The sequence below is a fragment of the uncultured Acetatifactor sp. genome, from assembly GCF_948601915.1.
In the GTDB taxonomy this organism is placed as follows: Bacteria; Bacillota; Clostridia; order Lachnospirales; family Lachnospiraceae; genus Acetatifactor.
This window is the reverse complement of the sequence record NZ_CAPDXS010000080.1, coordinates 6,235-24,440: the sequence shown is the minus strand read 5'-3', so window position 1 is coordinate 24,440 and position 18,206 is coordinate 6,235. Positions and strand designations below refer to the sequence as shown.

Annotated in this window: 16 protein-coding genes and 1 other annotated feature; of the genes, 6 read left to right on the top strand and 10 right to left on the bottom strand. The window is 57.2% G+C overall.

From position 1 onward, the window contains the following. Window positions 1-324: 324 nt before the first annotated feature. Complete coding sequence (locus Q2B33_RS14375; protein WP_300783827.1) at window positions 325-1,167, bottom strand: RNA polymerase sigma factor; 843 nt, start codon at window positions 1,165-1,167, stop codon at window positions 325-327. 246 nt (window positions 1,168-1,413) lie between these two features. On the opposite strand from Q2B33_RS14375, the gene Q2B33_RS14370 reads away from it, so the two are divergent. Next, a complete protein-coding gene (locus Q2B33_RS14370; protein ID WP_300783830.1) occupies window positions 1,414-3,297 on the top strand; it encodes a family 43 glycosylhydrolase in 1,884 nt (627 codons plus the stop codon). Window positions 3,298-3,416: 119 nt separating this feature from the next. On the opposite strand, the gene Q2B33_RS14365 is transcribed toward Q2B33_RS14370, so the two are convergent. The 4 genes from Q2B33_RS14365 to srtB form a co-directional block, all read right to left on the bottom strand. Further along, window positions 3,417-4,094, bottom strand: a complete 678-nt coding sequence (locus Q2B33_RS14365) for an HNH endonuclease (protein WP_296462072.1) — start codon at window positions 4,092-4,094, stop codon at window positions 3,417-3,419. Then, window positions 4,091-5,323, bottom strand: coding sequence for an AAA family ATPase (locus tag Q2B33_RS14360; protein WP_330684713.1), 1,233 nt, complete (start codon window positions 5,321-5,323; stop codon window positions 4,091-4,093). Before Q2B33_RS14360 ends, Q2B33_RS14365 begins: the two co-directional genes overlap by 4 nt. A 135-nt stretch (window positions 5,324-5,458) precedes the next feature. Then, window positions 5,459-5,608 carry a hypothetical protein gene (locus Q2B33_RS14355; protein WP_300574213.1) on the bottom strand — a complete coding sequence of 50 codons (150 nt, stop codon included), beginning with the start codon at window positions 5,606-5,608 and terminating at the stop codon, window positions 5,459-5,461. Window positions 5,609-5,611: 3 nt separating this feature from the next. Beyond that, window positions 5,612-6,913: a class B sortase gene (gene srtB, locus Q2B33_RS14350; RefSeq protein ID WP_300783832.1), complete on the bottom strand. Its 1,302-nt coding sequence runs from the start codon at window positions 6,911-6,913 to the stop codon at window positions 5,612-5,614. A gap of 227 nt (window positions 6,914-7,140) precedes the next feature. Here srtB and Q2B33_RS14345 point away from each other — a divergent pair, with 227 nt between their 5' ends. From Q2B33_RS14345 to Q2B33_RS14335, 3 genes are all read left to right on the top strand, one after another. After that, on the top strand, window positions 7,141-7,473 hold the full coding sequence (locus Q2B33_RS14345; protein ID WP_300773481.1) for a hypothetical protein: 333 nt from the start codon (window positions 7,141-7,143) through the stop codon (window positions 7,471-7,473). 278 nt (window positions 7,474-7,751) lie between these two features. Continuing rightward, window positions 7,752-8,261 (top strand): hypothetical protein, encoded by a 510-nt coding sequence (locus Q2B33_RS14340; protein WP_296462080.1) that lies wholly within the window; start codon window positions 7,752-7,754, stop codon window positions 8,259-8,261. Window positions 8,262-8,324: 63 nt separating this feature from the next. Further along, window positions 8,325-8,624 (top strand): hypothetical protein, encoded by a 300-nt coding sequence (locus Q2B33_RS14335; protein ID WP_296462083.1) that lies wholly within the window; start codon window positions 8,325-8,327, stop codon window positions 8,622-8,624. Window positions 8,625-8,916: 292 nt separating this feature from the next. On the opposite strand, the gene leuS is transcribed toward Q2B33_RS14335, so the two are convergent. Together leuS and Q2B33_RS14325 are read right to left on the bottom strand one after the other, a co-directional pair. Further along, complete coding sequence (gene leuS, locus Q2B33_RS14330; protein ID WP_300783835.1) at window positions 8,917-11,331, bottom strand: leucine--tRNA ligase; 2,415 nt, start codon at window positions 11,329-11,331, stop codon at window positions 8,917-8,919. Between the two features lie 108 nt (window positions 11,332-11,439). Beyond that, window positions 11,440-11,705, bottom strand: a binding site (T-box leader). A 240-nt stretch (window positions 11,706-11,945) separates the two neighbouring features. Next, the gene (locus Q2B33_RS14325; protein ID WP_300568058.1) at window positions 11,946-14,039 is read right to left on the bottom strand and encodes a translation factor GTPase family protein; all 2,094 of its coding nucleotides are present in this window, start codon (window positions 14,037-14,039) and stop codon (window positions 11,946-11,948) included. A gap of 224 nt (window positions 14,040-14,263) precedes the next feature. Here Q2B33_RS14325 and Q2B33_RS14320 point away from each other — a divergent pair, with 224 nt between their 5' ends. Next, a complete protein-coding gene (locus Q2B33_RS14320) occupies window positions 14,264-15,364 on the top strand; it encodes a prephenate dehydrogenase (protein WP_300568055.1) in 1,101 nt (366 codons plus the stop codon). A gap of 190 nt (window positions 15,365-15,554) precedes the next feature. Here Q2B33_RS14320 and Q2B33_RS14315 read toward each other — a convergent pair whose 3' ends face one another. The 3 genes from Q2B33_RS14315 to Q2B33_RS14305 form a co-directional block, all read right to left on the bottom strand. Continuing rightward, window positions 15,555-16,106, bottom strand: coding sequence for a VanZ family protein (locus Q2B33_RS14315; RefSeq protein WP_300568052.1), 552 nt, complete (start codon window positions 16,104-16,106; stop codon window positions 15,555-15,557). Further along, window positions 16,096-16,428: a PilZ domain-containing protein gene (locus Q2B33_RS14310; protein WP_296462094.1), complete on the bottom strand. Its 333-nt coding sequence runs from the start codon at window positions 16,426-16,428 to the stop codon at window positions 16,096-16,098. The genes Q2B33_RS14315 and Q2B33_RS14310 overlap by 11 nt, the downstream gene beginning before the upstream one ends. A 140-nt stretch (window positions 16,429-16,568) precedes the next feature. Beyond that, on the bottom strand, window positions 16,569-17,570 hold the full coding sequence (locus Q2B33_RS14305; RefSeq protein ID WP_300568048.1) for a glycosyltransferase family 2 protein: 1,002 nt from the start codon (window positions 17,568-17,570) through the stop codon (window positions 16,569-16,571). Window positions 17,571-17,656: 86 nt separating this feature from the next. On the opposite strand from Q2B33_RS14305, the gene Q2B33_RS14300 reads away from it, so the two are divergent. After that, window positions 17,657-18,206, top strand: a 550-nt coding sequence (locus Q2B33_RS14300; protein ID WP_300815581.1) for a glycosyltransferase family A protein, incomplete at its 3' end; no start/stop codon positions are given.

Sequence of the window (18,206 nt, the reverse complement as noted above, 5' to 3'; positions counted from 1 at the left end):
CTCTTTCCCTACACGACGCTCTTCCGATCTGGGCAGCTTCCCCTCGGAAGAGATGTGGGCCCGGAATGCGGGATTGTATGGGGATTTGTCATGGCTGAACCGGGTATCCCGCACCAGCTTGAAGGTCAGGTCTTCCGGCCGGTTGTGGAGGACGCTGCCGTCAAACGCGCCGATGCCCAAGATCAACTCCTGAACCAGCTCCAGGAACTGGGCGTTGGCCGCTTTGTTTTCCGCTTTGTGTGCGTGATACCATTCACGGTTGTTGTTCCGGCTTAAATCGGTAAGATATGTCAGGATTTTCTTTGTGTCCATTTCTCATCCCCCCTATGCGTTGTGTACTACCGAGAAAGAAGGGCCGTTCAGGAAATCCTGGATGAATTTTTTCAGGCTTCCCGGAGACTGGTAGGTCTTGCAGAAGGCGAACGTATGGGAGATTCCGTCAATCTCCTCCATGGCCTCTTTGACCTCCAGCATCTCCTTCGGCAGGGCTGCCGTGAAATCCAGCTTCGCAGGGTTGATTCTGTGGTTCTGGATGGCATAGTTGACCCTGTCCTTACAGCGGCATGTGCCGTTCCCGTATTCACCACAGTATTCCCTCAGGAAATCCGCCACTTTGCTGCGGATCCGGGACAGGCGCTGGCGGTATGCCTCCGGCGTGATGCCCAGGATGTCCCCGGCGATCCTGCTGTCCAGGCGGAACATGGTGCCCAGGATGAAGATGCAGCGGCTTTCGGCGTCCAGGCACTGGAGCAGGACATTGGTGCAGGACAGCTTCAGCTCCTCCGCCAGAACAGCCTGCTCCACATTCTGTGTCAGGTCCGGCACGTCACGGATGTCCGCATTCTTGATGTCATCCCCGTAGTACGCAAAGCTTAAGGGTAATTTCGCGAACATATGCTTCTGATAGTTTTTCAGATAGTTGGATGCGATGCGGAACACCCAGGTGGAAAACGCGCTCTCTCCCCTGAATGATGACAGGTGTGTCATTATTTTCAGCAAAATGTCCTGTGTGGCGTCCTCCGCGTCCGGAAAGGTCCCGAGCATGCGAAGGGAAAGGTTGAACACCAGATCCTGAACGCTGACCAGTACGGTCTCCAGCGCTTTCCTGTCCCCGGCTGTGGCTTTCCGGATCAGCTCCAGCAGCTCTTCGTTAGTGAATTGGTCCATAATCCCTCTTTTCTGAAGTGCGGTCGATATTCTTACGGATAAGCAGACGGCTCCGGGCCTCCCACCCTGCGGCACTTCGGGGCAGGGATGCTTTCCGTATAACTATTAGACACTGTCCGCCTGTCCGTGTGACAGGATATCCTCAGATTTTCCCAAAATTATCTCCATTTTACGTCTTTCGCTGCCGCCCTTTTTGTGTCATACTGTTTTCAGAGGACTTACCTGATTTCTATAAGGAGGACATGAATGAAAAAATATTTCTGCAACCCAATCAACTTCACCTACCAGTACCAGTTCAACCAGAAGGAGGGAGGCTTCTCCCTGAACCGGGAGGCCGCCGATCCGTCCATGATCCTGTTCCGGGGAAAATACTATCTCTTCCCCAGCATGACCAGAGGCTTCCTGGTCAGCGAGGACATGGCGAGCTGGAAGCTGCGCCCGCTGACAGGCGTGCCTCTCTACGATTACGCTCCAGATGTGCGGGCCATCGGGGACTGGATGTACTTCTGTGCCAGCCGCCAAGGGGAAATCTGCGACTTCTACCGCACAAAAGATCCTGAAAGCGGCGTATTTGAAAAGCTTCCCGGCACCTTCGACTTCTGGGACCCCAACCTTTTCCTGGACGATGACGGAAGGCTGTACTTCTACTGGGGCTGTAGCAACATGACCCCCATCTGGGGCGTGGAGCTGGATCCGGAGACCATGGAGCGAATCGGAGAGCCCGTGGCGCTGATCCACAGCCACAAGACGGAATACGGCTACGAGCGCACTGGCGAGGAGCATCATTATGACCCCTCCTCCAGCCCCATCGCGCAGATCCTCAGAGAGCGGATCGCCACATCCTCCGGCTGCCGCCCGGAGGATGTGACAGATGTCACACCGGCCATCGAGGCCACGACGGAGAGCTACCGCCCCCTGCTGCGCGCCGCCCTGTCGGACAATCCCTATATCGAGGGGGCCTGGATGACCAAGCATGACGGCAGATACTACCTGCAGTACGCTGCCCCCGGCACCCAGTACAATATCTACAATGACGGCGTCTGTGTAAGCGAAAGTCCCCTGGGGCCTTTCACGGCCTGCCCCAACAACCCCTACTCCTACTCCCCCGGCGGCTTCCTGCCCGGCGCGGGCCACGGCTCCACCATGGAGGACAGTCAGGGGAACTGGTGGCACGCCAGCACCATGCGCATCTCCAGGAACCATGATTTCGAGCGCCGGATCGGCATCTGGCCCGCAGGCTTCGACGCGGACGGGGAGCTGTTCTGCAACCAGCGCTACGGCGACTGGCCCCAGTCCGTCACCGGGGAGAAGAAAGACCCCTGGGCGGCCCCGGAGTGGATGCTCTTAAGCTACGGGAAGACCGCCACCGCCAGCAGCTGCGATTGCCCGGAAAAGGACGCCTCCCACGTGGTGGATGAGAACGCGCAGACCTGGTGGAAAGCCGCCGGGGAGGATGCCGCCCCCTGGCTTCTGGTAGACCTGGGCCGCTGCTGCAGGGTACATGCGGTGCAGATCAATTTCGCGGATGATGTGGAGACCGTCACGGAGCTGCCCCGGGGAGCCGAACTTACAGGAGGCCCGGGCAGAGGACGCTATATCGAGGAGCGCTCCTTCGCCACCAGGTGGTTCCTGGAGACCAGCACGGACGGCGAGCATTGGTTCGAGATGGAGAACTGGCGGCACACAGACACAGACCTGCCCCATAACCTGGTGGTGTGGGAGGACGGCTTGCCAGCCACATATATACGTCTGACCGTCATCGAGACGCCCTACCACAGGCCGGCCTGCATCAGCGGCCTACGTGTGTTCGGCAGAAGCTGCGGCAACGCTCCCGACCCGGTGACCGAAGCGGAAGCCGCCCGCCTGGACGGCATGTCCATGAATGTCACCTGGAAAGAGGTCTCCTCCTCAAATGAATTCGCTTCCTGGAATCACGCTGCCATGGGCTACGAGGTGCTCTGGGGACACGCACCGGAGAAGCTCTACCACAGCTACCGGGTATTCGGCCGGACCCAGGTGGAGATACGCGCTTTGATGGCGAATGTAGAGCGGTATTACGTCCGTATCGACGCCTTTAATGAATGCGGCATCACCGAGGGAAAGGTCTTCCCTGTGGACGGCGCCGTGTAGCAGGCTTTGGGCAGATTCCGCAACGCGCCCTGGCCAAACAGGTCAAAATCGGAAAATCCGGCCCGACCGACCCTACTGCGATACCTCCCAGCGGTTCTGTCGGCCGGGCCTTTTGCATTTCATGTCTGTATGTAATCGAACAATTCCGGATAGTTTTCTCTATGGTCCCGTATCAGCCATCGCTTAAAGGCGGCAAATGCGGAGCTGTCACCTAGCTGCTTTTTCAGAAGGCACTCTAAATCTGCTCTCTCCTCATCCTCAGCCTCCTGATACTCCCGGACATACTCCTTAAATGCGGCCAGTTCTTTCCTCAGTAATCGCCTCAGAATTTTGGCTTCCATCTTCTTCTGGGGAGTGGAGCCATAGTATACTTCCCGGAGAAGTCCCTGCGTGTTTATAGTCTCCTCCCGAAAGTCCAGCAGTTCGAACAGCAATTCCTCTTCCGTCCCAAAGTATCCCTTCTTCCGAAAGGCAATCAGCTTTTCCACATCTTCCTTTGTGCAGTCTATAATGGGGTCGTATTTGGCAAGCTTGGTATTGTTGCAGTGCGCGCAGGCCAGGAACAGATTGTCCCAGTCATATTTCAGGTTCTTCTCTTCCCGGTGAGGGCGCAAATGTTCTATCTGCCAGGACGTAATGTCCCTGTTTTCGCATATGTAGCATTTCCCGTGGAACATTTCCCGCAGGGCCGCGGTCACTTCCGGCGTGTTGTAGGTGGTGTTTCTCCTTTTCGCTTCCCCCAGAGACGCAATAGCCCTCTGTGCTTTTTCTGTCATCTTCCGCTCTATTCTAATCATAAGCGCCTGCCTTCTATCTCCTCGAATCTGTCCCTGGCTTCCTGCGCAAATCCACCCGGGATATTCTTAAGTCTGCTCCGGAGCATGGCCCTCTCGGCACGTTCCTCATCGGTCAGATTCTGTTTTTCCTTCAGATGCCCATATCTCTCCATGGCCCTTACCAGTTCCCCGGCATATGCGTCCGCATCAAAATATCCCTCCGCCAGCCCATCCGCGGAATACAGGAAGGGATTTTCCAGCTCCATGCCTCTCTCCAGATCAAATGCCCTGGCATTCGCAACCGAATTCAGGATATACGGAGAATGTGTGGTGACAATGAACTGAATCCTCGGGAAAAATTCCGTCAGAAACGGAAGAATCTTTTTCTGCAGCTCGATGTGGAGGTGCGTCTCCAGCTCGTCAATCAGCACGATTCCTTCCACATCATACTCGCTGAGACAGTCAGTCAGAAGCCAGTTCCTGTCCATTCTTAGAATCAGGTCCGATATCATATGGATGACTGAGGAATATCCGTCAGAGAGTTCATCCAGCCCAAAGGGATTCCTGCCCTGCTGGTGAATCTTGAAATCGTATTCTTTATAACGGTATTCCAATGCAACAGATTCATCCTCCAGCAGAATCTGCAGTGCGCCTACAAATCGGTCGAACCATTTCTGGATTCTGTCCGCGTTCGCATTGTCTCCCTCATTTATCGCATAGGATTGCTGTGTCTTTAAATGCACCATGTACTTGTGCAAGAGCTCTCCTGGCGCAGAGTCGATACCGTAAAAGTCGTTCAGCCGGATTTCCTCCACCCCGTGGGAACGGATTATTTCGGTTTTCCTGTCCGCAGGGAAAAAAGCCGTCACGAAATCCCCCTGCCTATATAGGGCATCAATTTCTGCATATGCATTAAATTGTATGTTAACTCCATCTTTAAATCTTTTTATGGCTTGCCGATAATATATACATTCAATTTCTGCTTCTGATTTCTCCGACTCCGTTTTCGCCGCTTCCAATCTTTTTTCTGCATCCAGAAGTCTACAGACATAATCCTCCTTCAAATTGCGCGGAAGCCCCTCATTTATGGCCTGCAGATATTCCCTGATTGCCATCAGCAGAGATGTCTTCCCGGAACCATTCTTCCCCGTAATCAGCAAATGCTGCCTTCCTTCCGGATTCAACGAAATAACGATATCAGATAAATGCCGAAGCCTGTCGATTCTGATTTCTTTTATATAATGTTCCATCTGCGCTTCTCCTTCTGAATCCCTTTTCCCCTATTATATTTCACATCCCAATGTAATTCAATACAAAAAGCGAAAAGGCCCTGCCCCGGATATCCACTATCCGATGGCAGAGCCTCTCTTTTTTCTATGGAATCCCTACTTCCTCCCCTGCGCCACCCGGATGCCGAACAGCGTCCCCACCATCAGCACGATCGCCACCGGAAGGGCAATCAGCTCATTGGGCATGAAGCCTGCGAAGAGATATGCCGCCGCAGCCCCTGCCATGCAGGCGAAAGCGCAGCCCACGCGTCACTGTCCCTCCGAAATCCTCTTCGCCACCACCACGAACCGTCCGTCCGTCTCCTGGTAGTCGCAGGTGGAGAGGGTCAGGAGCTGGTCGCCGTACTGCGCCGTCACGCCTGTATCATAGAGGGACAGCGCCGCCATCTCCTCCATGGCGGAATCGAATTCCTGCTCACCGTTGGCTTCTATGAACTGGTAGTACTTGAAGACGATTTCCGTCTCCTTGTACACCTTCGACCGGAACACATACATGATCTCATAGGTGCCCTTCTCGTAGATGGTATCGAATTCTATAACAGGATGCTTCTCGTAAAAGGACTTGTCCTTGTACTGATCCAACTGCCCGAACATCCTGCCGTTGCGCATATGGTGCCCGTACAGGATATAGTTCGTGCTGGGCTCCAGCACATTACAGTCCTTGTCCATGAAAATCGTGCCGTTCTTGTCGTATTCCTGGTTCATGTTGTGGTCCAGGTAATACTCATTGTCCGTAGTCTGCATCACCGGATAATCGATATAGGTATCGTCGATTTTCACCCAGCCGATCAGCTTCCGGTTCTTCAGCAGCAGGTTCTTGTACTCATCCAGCACCTCCCGCGGCTCGGCCTCCCCGTCCAGCGTGTAGAGCGGACCGGGATCCGGCGTGACAGACGGAGCGATGACAGGCTTCTCCTTCAGCTCGCTGAGGGCATCGTAGGCGCTCCGGGTCCGGTAGTCATAGTAGGAATAAACCGCGAAATATCCCAGGCAGCACACCGCCACGGCGCTGCACCCCAGCAGGATGAGCTTCCTGCGCCTCTCCCGCTTCCTGAGCTCCTGGGCCACGATCCCCTCCAGGGCCGCGCTGTCCGCCTCCGGAGCCGTCCCCTGTCCGTCCCGGGCCGCGGCATTTCGCCCCGCACGGCCTGGCTGCCCTTCTTCCTTAAGACGGCTCCGCCGGCTTTCCCGCTCCGGCCAGCCCGCGCCGCCCTGTCCGCCCTCTCCCGTCCGCCCGGCTCCGGCCTTCCCACGCCCGGAGGCCTTCGTCCGCTGCCCGCGCTTTTTCTGCACCGCCTTCCGGTCTGCGCTTTGGGCCGGAGCCTTTTTCAGAGCCGCCTCCACCTCGTCCCGGAAGTCCTGCCCCAGCAGCGTCATGAATTTGTATCTGCCTACCCGCAGATCCCCCGCCAGCTTCCCCAGCGCCTCTCTGTCGCCGAAGTCGGTCTCCGCCCGCAGTTTATCTATGATTTCCTTGTCACGTCTGGCACAGGCATAGTCGCTCTCTGTGCGGAACTGCCTGCCATCCACCACAAAAACCTTCTGTGTCATACTCTCTTCCTATCCGAATCCTCCGTCCTTTCCTATTATTTTACTATATCCGGTCAGATTTGCAAGCCCCTTTGCCGGATCTCATAATCTTTCCATGGATGCCTTTCCATAAATATCCGTTCATGGATGTCTTCCACGGGCCGATGCAAAAATCCCTCCCCCCCAGGAAACATTGACAGGCCACCCCGCATACAATAAACCATAAATAAACCCTAGGAGGGAAAAACATGAGTGACTTAACTGCTACAAACTGTGGCTGCAATGATTCCTGCGGATGCACCAGCCCCCAGAACAACGGCGGCGGATGCGGCAACTGGATCTGGATCATCCTGCTTCTGTGCTGCTGCGGCGGCGGCAACAGCGGCTGCGGATGCGGCAACAGCTGCGGAAACGGATGCGGCGGAGGTCTGTTTGGCGGCGGCAGCGGCAACAACGGATGCGAGTGGCTGATCTGGATCCTTCTGCTCTCCTGCCTGTGCGGCGGCGGCAATGGCCTGTTCGGCGGCAATGGCTGCGGATGCGGCAGCAACAATTGCGGCTGCGGCTGTGGCTGCAACTAAGCATCGGCCCGGATGGATATTCCAGCCATGCTGAAACTCCATCCCCATGCAGGCTCCTGTGGGAGGAAACTCCCATTGGGGCCTGTTCCCAATGAGGACGGCCCCCGGCCGGATATCTGCCGGTAAAGGAATGTCCCTCCGCGCACATGCCTCCCTGTCTACATATGCCCGCGATGGGGCGGATCTGTCATCAGTCCGTGATGCATTCCGTCCATGGGCCGGATAACTTGGCAACCTTTTGCAACTGCGGGCATAGAATATTGACAGGAGGCAAAAAAATGCCCGGAGAGGAGTGCGCCATGGAGGAACAAAATTCAAAGACGATCACCGCATTCGATTCCCTATTCACCACCAACCGGATCCAGATGCTGAAAATACTCCTGCCCCGCCTGGCCCCTGAGCAGCAGAACGGCTTCGCAGTCTATATAAAACTGCTGGAGCTGCAGTACACCCTCTCCTTCCTGCGCCGCCATCCGGGCATGCGGCTGATGGGAGGCGGAAAGCAGTTGTCCGCCGACTTTTTCCAGGGAGACAATTCCGGCACTTTCGAGCTTCTGGACGAGATGCTGCCCTTTAGCGGGCCGGAGGAGCGCAGCCGGATAGAGAATATCAAAAGCATGATAGCAAACTTCAAAAAGATGCAGGAAATGATGGAGATGATACAGATGATACAGGAACTTTTCCCCGAAGGGATGGGCGGGGACAATCCCATGGACATGTTCGCCGGGATGTCGGATTCCGGGCTGTCCTCCATCTTCCAGATGTTCGGTGGGGACAAGACAGAGTAGAGAGCCTTGCAGGCCCGCCCACCCCGATTTCAGCGCCCGCAGAGCGGGCAGACAGGAGGTTGTATGGAAAATCAGGAAAGACCGGTCTGGATGACAGACCCACTCGTAAAGGATATCCCGGAGAAGAAGCTGAAATTCGTGGAGCAGCTCTTCGCGAAAGGGCGCGGAAAGAGCCAGAAGGAGATGATGGCCTATCTGATGCCCATGATGAAGAAGGCCAAGGCGGAGAACCTGACCTTCACCCCCCAGGAGATGAACGCGGCCATCGCCGCCATCCGCAAGCACAGCACCCAGGAGGAGCTGAGCCAAATCGACAAAATCCTGGAAAAGAGCAGGGGCGGGGACGGTCAGGCGAAGCCCTAGGCGCCGCCGCAAAGCGCATAACGAAGCGGGGGGCGTCATTCCGACAGCCCCCGCTTTCGATGCTATACTGTTTTCAGTCACTCCTGCTCTCTGGGATCGTGGGTCTCGATATACTCGATTATCGCAAGTATCTCATCGCTGCTCATTCCCTTTTCCTTCAGTTTATGGGTAAGATTAACGACCTCTATACCTGTCATGCAATCACCTGCTTTCCCTTAACGCCCGCTACCGTTATCTGACGCTTTCATTATAACAGCCAGCGCCCCGGGTGTAAAGCCCCTGATTCCCTCTCTCATCCCTTCACAACGATATTCACGATCCTGCCGGGCACGTAAATCTCCTTCACGATATTGCCGGTGAGCTTGTCTCCCAAAGCCTCCTTGGCCGCCGCGATCACAGCGTCCTTCTCCAAATCCTTGGGCACGGAGATGGTGGCGCGGATCTTGCCGTTCACCTGTACGCCTACCTCCACGGTGCTCTCCACGGTCTTGGCCTCGTCATAAGACGGCCATGTGGTCTGATACACTCTGCCCTCAAAGCCCGCCGCCTGCCACAGCTCCTCCGTGATATGGGGCGCCACCGGATTCAGCAGCGCGATCAATGTCCTGTACTCGCCCTTCGTGACAGCGTTCTTCTTATAAAATTCATTGATCAGCGCCATCATGGCCGCGATGGCCGTGTTGTACTTCAGGCTCTCGAAGTCGCCGGACACTTTCTTGATGGTCTGGTGCATCTTCGTCTCCAGATCCGCGCTGTAGCCCTCCTCTTCCGTCACCATGTCCTGGAGCTTCCATACCCTCTCCAGGAACCTTCTGCAGCCCTTCACCCCGTCCTCGCTCCAGGCGGCGCTTAAGTCGAAGGCTCCGATGAACATCTCATAGGTGCGAAGGGTATCCGCGCCGTAATCCCTGACGATGTCGTCCGGATTCACCACATTCCCTCTGGACTTGGACATCTTCTCTCCGTTGGAGCCCAGGATCATGCCGTGGCTGGTGCGCTTCCGGTAAGGCTCCTCGCAGGGCACATGCCCCTGGTCATAGAGGAATCTGTGCCAGAACCTGGAGTACAGAAGGTGCAGCGTGGTATGCTCCATGCCGCCGTTGTACCAGTCCACAGGCATCCAGTAGTCCAGCGCCTCCTTGCTGGCCAGCGCATTTTCGTTCTTGGGATCCGTGTAGCGCAGGAAGTACCAGGAGGAGCCTGCCCACTGAGGCATGGTGTCCGTCTCCCGCCTGGCAGGGCCGCCGCAGCAGGGACAGGTAGTGTTCACCCAGTCCTCCATGGCCGCCAGCGGGGATTCGCCGTTGTCCGTTGGCTCGTAGGACTCCACCTCGGGCAGCATCAGGGGCAGCTCGCTTTCGTCCAAAGGCACGAAGCCGCATTTCCCGCATTTCACGATGGGAATGGGCTCGCCCCAGTAGCGCTGTCTGGAGAACACCCAGTCACGGAGCTTGAAGTTGGTCTTGCTCTGGCCCAGGCCCTTCTCCTCCAGGAATTCGATGATGCGCTTCTTGGCGTCCGCCACGGACAGGCCGTCCAGGAAATCGGAATTCACCAGCGTCCCGGTCTCCACGTCCGTGTACACTGCCTCCTGGACGCTGACAGGGCTCCCCGCCACCACCTCTACGATCGGCAGGCCGAACTTCTTTGCGAAATCCCAGTCCCTCTCGTCATGGGCGGGCACTGCCATGATGGCTCCTGTACCATAGGTCATCAATACATAGTCGGAAATCCAGATAGGTATCTCCTTGCCGTTGACGGGGTTGGTTGCTGTGAGACCGTCGATTTGTACGCCGGTCTTGTCCTTGGCCAGCTCCGTGCGCTCGAAGTCGGACTTCTTGGCCGCCTGCTCCCTGTAGGCCACAAGGGCATCGTAATTTTTGATTTCATCCTTATACTTCTCAATCAGCGGATGCTCCGGGGACACCACCATATAGGTGGCGCCGAACAGCGTATCCGGCCTGGTGGTGTAGATGCGCAGCTTCTCCTCCTTTCCGGTGAGGGAGAAGTCCACCTCCGCGCCCTGGGACTTGCCGATCCAGTTCTTCTGGGACACTTTGACCCGCTCGATGTAGTCCACTGTGTCCAGACCCTGGATGAGCTTGTCGGCGTACTCCGTGATCTTCAGCATCCACTGGCTCTTGACCTTGCGGACCACCTCCGCGCCGCAGCGCTCGCAGACGCCGTTCACCACCTCTTCGTTGGCCAGGCCCACCTTACAGGAGGTGCACCAGTTGATAGGCATCTCGCTCTTGTAGGCCAGTCCTGCCTTGAAGAGCTTTAAGAAGATCCACTGGGTCCATTTGTAGTAGTTCGGGTCGGTGGTGTTCACCTCCCGCTCCCAGTCGAAGGAATAGCCCAGGGCGTGGAGCTGGCCCTTGAAGCGCTCCACATTGTTCTTGGTCACGATCCTGGGGTGGATGTGATTCTTGATTGCGTAGTTCTCCGTGGGCAGGCCGAAGGCGTCCCAGCCCATGGGGTAGAGCACGTTATAGCCCTGCATCCTGCGCTTCCTGGCCACGATGTCCAGGGCGGTGTAGGGTCTGGGATGGCCTACGTGGAGCCCCTGTCCCGAGGGATAGGGGAATTCCACCAGGGCATAGTATTTGGGTTTCGAGTAATCGTCCGAGGTCTGGAAGGCCTTCTCCTGGTCCCAGACCGCCTGCCATTTCCGTTCCACCTCATGGTGGTTGTAAGGTGTCGCCATAATCTTCTCCTCCTGATTGATCCGCCGCCATAGCGCGTGCCTTTCGCGCAATGTGCGTGCCTTCTCTCCGCAACGCGTACGCATGATAACAAAAAAGCCCTTCCGTCAGCTAGAGACGAAAGGGGGCGTTTCCGTGGTACCACTCTAATTCGTGAATCTCAGCCCGGCCACAGGCCATGACAGCCTCCTGGCAGCGGACCCGAATCCACGCACTTATCTTATCGATAACGGGATAAACCGTCACGCCCTACCCACGCGAAGCGCTTCAGGCGCAAGACTCCGAGGCCAGTTGGGGAAATCTCGCTGCCGCCTCGCACCGCCCGGCGGCTCTCTGCAAGTCCGAAATCCTTAATGCTCCTCTTCTGCGTCGATGTCATTTATTATAGTGCCATTGTAGACTGTTTTCAGGCATCTGTCAAGTTAAAATTCATCAAGAATCCCAATAATTACATTAAATTCAGTCTGTCAGCCTGCCCTGCGCACCGGACAGCCTCCCGCCCGGGCGGCGCAGTCCGGACATCCGAAAAGGCGGAATCCCCGATTTCCGGGAATCCCGCCCTTTTTTCACTCAAATACCGGACTCAGCCTCTTTTCAGGCATTCCGAAGATAAGGCTCAGTCTTCCGCGTTATTCTCCGCAACGCTGGCCGCCCTGGCCGCAATCTCCTTCTCCTGTACATCCGAGGGAGCCTGCTCATAGCGGACGAACTCATAGGCGTATTCGCCCCTGCCGCCGGTCATGGAGCGCAGGTCGGTGCAGTAGCCGAACAGGCAGCTCTGGGGAATCTCCGCCTCGATGACCTGCTTCCCGCCGGCCGTAGGGTTCATGCCCAGCACCCGGCCTCTCCTCTTGTTCAGGTCGCCCATGACGTCGCCCGTGTAGGCATCCGGCACTGTGACCTTCAGGGAAGCGATGGGCTCCAGCAGCACGGGATGGGCCTCCATGAAGCCTTTCTTGAAGGCCTGGATGGTAGCCATCTTGAAGGCCTGCTCGGAGGAGTCTACTGGATGGTAGGATCCGTCGTACAGCACGGCCTTCACGCCCACCACCGGGTATGCCGCCATGGGTCCCTTCACCACGGACTCCTGCAGCCCCTTGTCCACTGCGGGATAGAAGTTCTTCGGCACCGCGCCGCCCACCACTTCCTGGGTGAACTCATAAGCCTGCTCCAGGTTGTCAGAGGGGCCGAAGCGCATCTTGACATGGCCGTACTGGCCGTGGCCGCCGGACTGCTTCTTATATTTATACTCCACATCGGACTGCTTGCGGACGGTCTCCCTGTACGCCACCTTGGGCCTGGACAGCTCCACGTCCACCTTGTACTCGTTCAGCAGACGGCTGACCACGATGTCCAGATGCTGGTCGCCCATGCCGTAGAGCAGGGTCTGGCGGTTCTCCGCGTCGTTGACCATCTTCAGGGTCAGGTCTTCCTGGGTCATCTTCTGCAGGGCCTGGGAAATCTTGTCCACGTCGCCCTTGTTCTTGGGTTTATAGCGCATATAGGTGTAAGGCGTGGACACGTCCAGCTTGCCGTACTTAATCGGGGTGGCCTTGGTGGCAAGGCTGTTGCCTGTCCTGGCATCGCTGAGCTTGGCCAGCGCGCCCAGATCCCCCGCGTGGAGCTCCGGCACCTCCGTGGCCTTGTTGCCCTGCATCACGTAGAGCTTGCCCACCTTCTCCTCCACCTCGGTGTCCACATTGTAGAGCAGGTCGTCCGTCTTCAGCACGCCGGAATTCACCTTGATCAGGGAGTACTTGCCGATGAAGGGATCCACGATGGACTTCCAGACATAGGCCGACTTCGCCTTGGAGAAGTCATAGTCCGCATTGTAGATTTCGTTGGTCTTCTGGTTGATGCCGGCGATCTTGCGGTTCTCGGGGCTGGGCATGTATTTCACGATATCGTCCAGCAGCGTGTACACGCCCTGGCACAGGATGTTGGAGCCCATGGTCATGGGAACGATGCTGCAGTCGCACACATTGGTGCGCAGGGCCGCCCTGATTTCAGCGTCCGAGAAAGTCTCGCCGCCGAAGTACCGCTCCATCATCTCCTCGCTGGTCTCGGCCACGGCCTCCATCAGCGTATCGCGGCACAGCTCCAGATTCGCCTTGTTGTACTCGGGGATCTCGCAGTCCACCACTTCCTTGCCCTGCCAGCGGTGTCCTGTCTCGGAGACTACGTTCACGTAGCCTACGAATTTCTCGCTTTCGCGGATGGGCAGGTTGAAGGGCGCCATCTTCTTGCCGTAGAGGTTCGTCATGTCCTCCACCACCTGGCGGAAGGAAGCGTTGTCCACGTCCATGTTGGACACATAGACGAACCTGGGCAGCTTGTACTTCTCGCACAGCTCCCATGCCTTCTGGGTGCCCACCTCGATGCCGGATTTGCCGTTCACCACGATGATGGCCGCGCCTGCGGCGCTGACGGCCTCCTCGGCCTCGCCCACGAAATCGAAATAACCGGGGGTATCTATCACGTTAATCTTGTACCCTTCCCACTCGATGGGGATAATGGAGGCGTTGATGGAGAACTTGCGCTTCTGCTCTTCCTTGCTGTAGTCGCTCAAGGTGTTGCCGTCGGCTACCTTGCCCATTCTGGATGTGATGCCGGACAGATACGCAAAGGCCTCTGCCAGACTGGTCTTGCCGCTTCCGCCGTGGCCCAGCAGTACGACATTGCGAATCTTGTCAGTTGTGTAGACTTTCATTTGACTTTCCTCCAATTTTTATGTAATTTTGGGTATTTCGACATGATGATGATAAGCGATTCAAATCCCATGAATCCATTTTACTAGACAATTCGCATTTTTACAAGACAATATTGGCATTTGCCTTAATTTTTATGTTTTTTTCCTGTTGACTTTCGTGCTTTACAGTATTATAGTGGAACGGAAAAGATACAATTACACCAATCAGGAATCGAGGAAATGCCATGTCTCAACTGATCTGCGGCTTTATCGGACTGGGACTGATCGGGGGCTCCATTGCCAGGGCCCTGAAAAAGTCTGTCCCGGATATCAAAATCATCGCCTGCGACATCAATCGGGAGGCGCTCCTTCTGGCCAAAGAGGCGGCCGTGGCCGATGTCGTCACCCCTGCCATAGACGCCAGCTTCACCCAATGCGACTACCTGTTCCTCTGCGCCCCTGTCCGGGGAAACGACGGGAACCTGGAGGCGGTAAAGGCAGTGATGAAGCCGGGGTGCCTGCTCACCGACGTGGGCAGCGTGAAGACCGCCATCCATGAGGCCGTGCGGGAGGCCGGGCTGGAAGAGAGCTTCATCGGCGGCCATCCCATGGCCGGCAGCGAGCGCGTGGGCTTCGCCAATTCCAAGGCCTCTCTGCTGGAGAATGCCTACTATATCCTTACCCCCACCGCCCGGGTCCCCCGGGAGAAGGTGGAGGCTTACCGGGACCTAGTGGCCGGGATGGGGGCCATCCCCCTGATCCTGGACTGCCGGAAGCACGACTACGTCACCGCCGCCATCAGCCATCTGCCCCATGTCATCGCGGCGTCTCTGGTGAACCTGGTGCGGGACAGCGATTCTGAGGACGGCATCATGCGTTTGGTGGCCGCGGGGGGCTTCAAGGACATCACCAGAATCGCCTCCTCCTCCCCGGCCATGTGGCAGCAGATCTGCCTGACCAACGGCTCCAACATATCCTCCCTGCTGACGGACTATATCGGAGTGCTGACGGAATTCCGAGAGCAGATAGACGGCAGGCAGGCTGAATCCCTCTATGAACAGTTCGAGAGCGCCCGCATCTACCGGGATTCCTTCCTCGGCGCCTCCAGCGGGCCGATCAAGCCCGTCTACGGCATCAGCGTGGACATCGATGACAAGACCGGAGCCCTGGCCCGCATCGTCACCCTGCTGGCGGAGCGCGGCATCAGCATCAAGAACATCGGCATCACCCACAACAGGGAATCCGAGGACGGGGTGCTGAAGCTGGAGTTCTACGGGGAAGCCGCCCTGGCAGAGGCGTCGGGCCTTCTGGCCGCGGAAGGCTATGCCCCGCGCACCCGCTCCTGACCTGCTCTGCGATGCCGCCTCCTCCGGCCGGGCAGCCCCTCAGTCGGGCAGGGGAATGCGCTTCCCCACTGCCTGCCGCTGCCCCATGCGCCGCTCTGGCCGATCTGCCCGGCGTTATGCCTCTGTATACGGATATGTGCATAAAAAGAAGGCAGAAGCCTGAGCGCTTTTGCCTTTTTCTTAAGAAAACTCAATCACTTTCCTCTACGCAGCCCCTGGCGGATTTCGCCTTTCTCTCCGCCCCATGCCTACGCCACAAAGCCGCCGCGCAGATACAGAGCAGCATCCCGAACGCGCCGCCGCAGGTATCCAGCAGCACATCCCAGGGGCTGGCCCAGCGTCCCGGCACGAAATACTGGTGGAATTCATCACAGGCCGCCGAGAGGAAGACCCACGCTACCGTCAGCAGGCATCTCCCCCTCCCGCGCCTCATCCATTGGCTCAGCAGTGTATACACCAGAATCCCCATGCACGCATACTCCGAGAAATGGGCCAGCTTCCTGATGGGATGCTCGAAAGCAGCCGCCAGCCCAGACATACTGGCCTCGCTCCAGTCCCCGCCGGACAGGGAGTTGAGGATATCCACGCATCTGGCGGAAATCTCCTGGCTCAAGGAGCCGGACTGCTCCCCGTCCTGGGCGGAAAACCGGAAGATGATGCCGTACAGAGCTGCCAGCAATGCCGCGGCAATGCCCGACACCACCCATCTGCGCAGGGCGTCCCGTCTCATCTTATTCGCCATGTACCGTCTGGTATACCTCTATCCTGGCGGAATCCATCTCCGGCATGCCGATGAAGATGGCTCCGTAGCCATAGCCGCCGCCTTTCAGCTCTATCCGCACGATCTGCAGGAAAGCGTGTATCACTTCCTTCGTCCAGATGGTCAGATAGGCCTCGTACACCTCTCCGATCTGCAGCGCCTCCGTGCACTCAAAGCCCACGCCGTTCTTTGACACGTCTGAAATATGGATGGTCACCTCATGTCCGCTGTTTCCGTCCAGCCTCTTGATTACCAGCTTTGACTCCAGATCAGTCCTTCTCGTTCTTCTTCTATCCTGTTCCATAAGCCATACATCTCCTTTGTCCGGTGAAATCGCCTCCACCTGCTCTATAAGTCAAGTATACCATTTTTTGCGCTGCACCACAAGACATAATTTCGGAAACTGCGGATGGGCGGAGAACGGCGGAGAATCCTCGAAAACCCTCAGTGGGATGTCCGGGATTCCCCGGCGCATGCCTCCATCCTTCTGCAGTGGGCCCTGCACTTCTCCAGATGGGAATCCACCAGCTCCCGCTCCATCCGCACGATTTCCCCGTGATGGCGCAGCCACAGCCAGAACATGATGGCGAAATAGGGGGAGAAAAAGCGCAGCAGCCGCAGGAATCTGTTGGAGCAGGTGCGGAAATACGCGGATTTCTCCTGCCAGAGCAGAAGGAGGCGGAAGGCCGCAGACTCCTCCCTCTCCCGCTCCGCCCTGCACAGCCGGGCCACCTCTTTGTTGTGCAGGAGCCTGGTGGGGCTGTTGAAGTTGGATATGGAGGTGCCGGAGATACGGTACAGGATGAAAGGGCGGTTCACGTAGACTACGCGTGCACCTTCATGCTCTCCCAATATCTTCTGGAAGCATGCCCTGTCGTTCACCGTCCGGAATTTCAGGATGAACTCCAGGACTTCCTCTGTCAGCAGGGACTTCCGGTACACGGCGGTGCCCATCACCGGACAGCCCAGCCGCACGGCATGGCGAAGCGTCTTTCCCCTGATGAAATTCTGCAGGATCACCTCCAGGTAGGTGCCGTAAGCCCTTATCACGTCACCGGATCCGGTGAATTTCAGGAAGGCGGTGCACACTATGTCCGCCTCGTCCAGTCTGTCGGTAATCTCGAAGACATCAAAGGGCGCCAGCAGATCGTCGCCGTTGACCACGATGAAGCGCTCCCCCTCTATGCAGTTCAGGGCCGCCGCATAGTTGACGCAGATACCGCCGTTCTCCTCCCGGAACAGGAGGTCCGTCCTGGCGAACAGCCCGCCGTTTCCCGCAAGCCAGCCCCTGATCGCATCGGGACTGCCGTCCGTGGACCCGTCGTCCGTGACGATCAGTTGGAAGGCCTGTCCCCTGCCGAATTCCCTGATCTGGTATTTGACGCTCTCCAGCGTCTGCAGGACTACATCCGCCTGATTATAGCATGTGACCACAAATGTGAACATAACTTGCCTTTTCTCCTTAAATATACTATATTAAAAGTAATCCATATAGAAATGAGGGCTGACTCTTGATATCCGTAATCATTCCCGTGTACAACGCGGAACCCTACCTGAACCGCTGCATCGATTCGGTGCTGGCCTCCGCATACAGCGACTTTGAAATCATACTGGTCAATGACGGCTCCACGGACCGCAGTCCGGACATCTGCAGGGCATACGCAGAAAATGACATCCGTGTCGTTTTTCTCTCCCAGGAGAACCGGGGCGTGTCCTCTGCCAGGAACCTGGGGCTGGAGGCAGCCCGGGGGGAATGGATCGTCTTCCTGGATTCGGACGACTTTATCACCGATGATTATTTAAGCCTGACGGCGGATAAAGCTTACGGGCAGCAGGACCTGATCCTGTTCCGGTTCGCCAAACATGCTTCCTCTGCCTCCCGGCCTACGCCAGGGGAGACGGATAGCGGCCTTCCGGGGGCGGCGGATAGCGGCCTTTCAGGGGCGATGGATAGCAGCCTTCCGGGGGCGGCAGATAGCGGCCTTTCAGGGGCGATGGATAGCAGCCTTCCGGGGGCGGCAGATAGTGGCCTTTCAGGGGCGATGGATAGCAGCCTTCCGGGGGCGGCAGATAGCGGCCTTT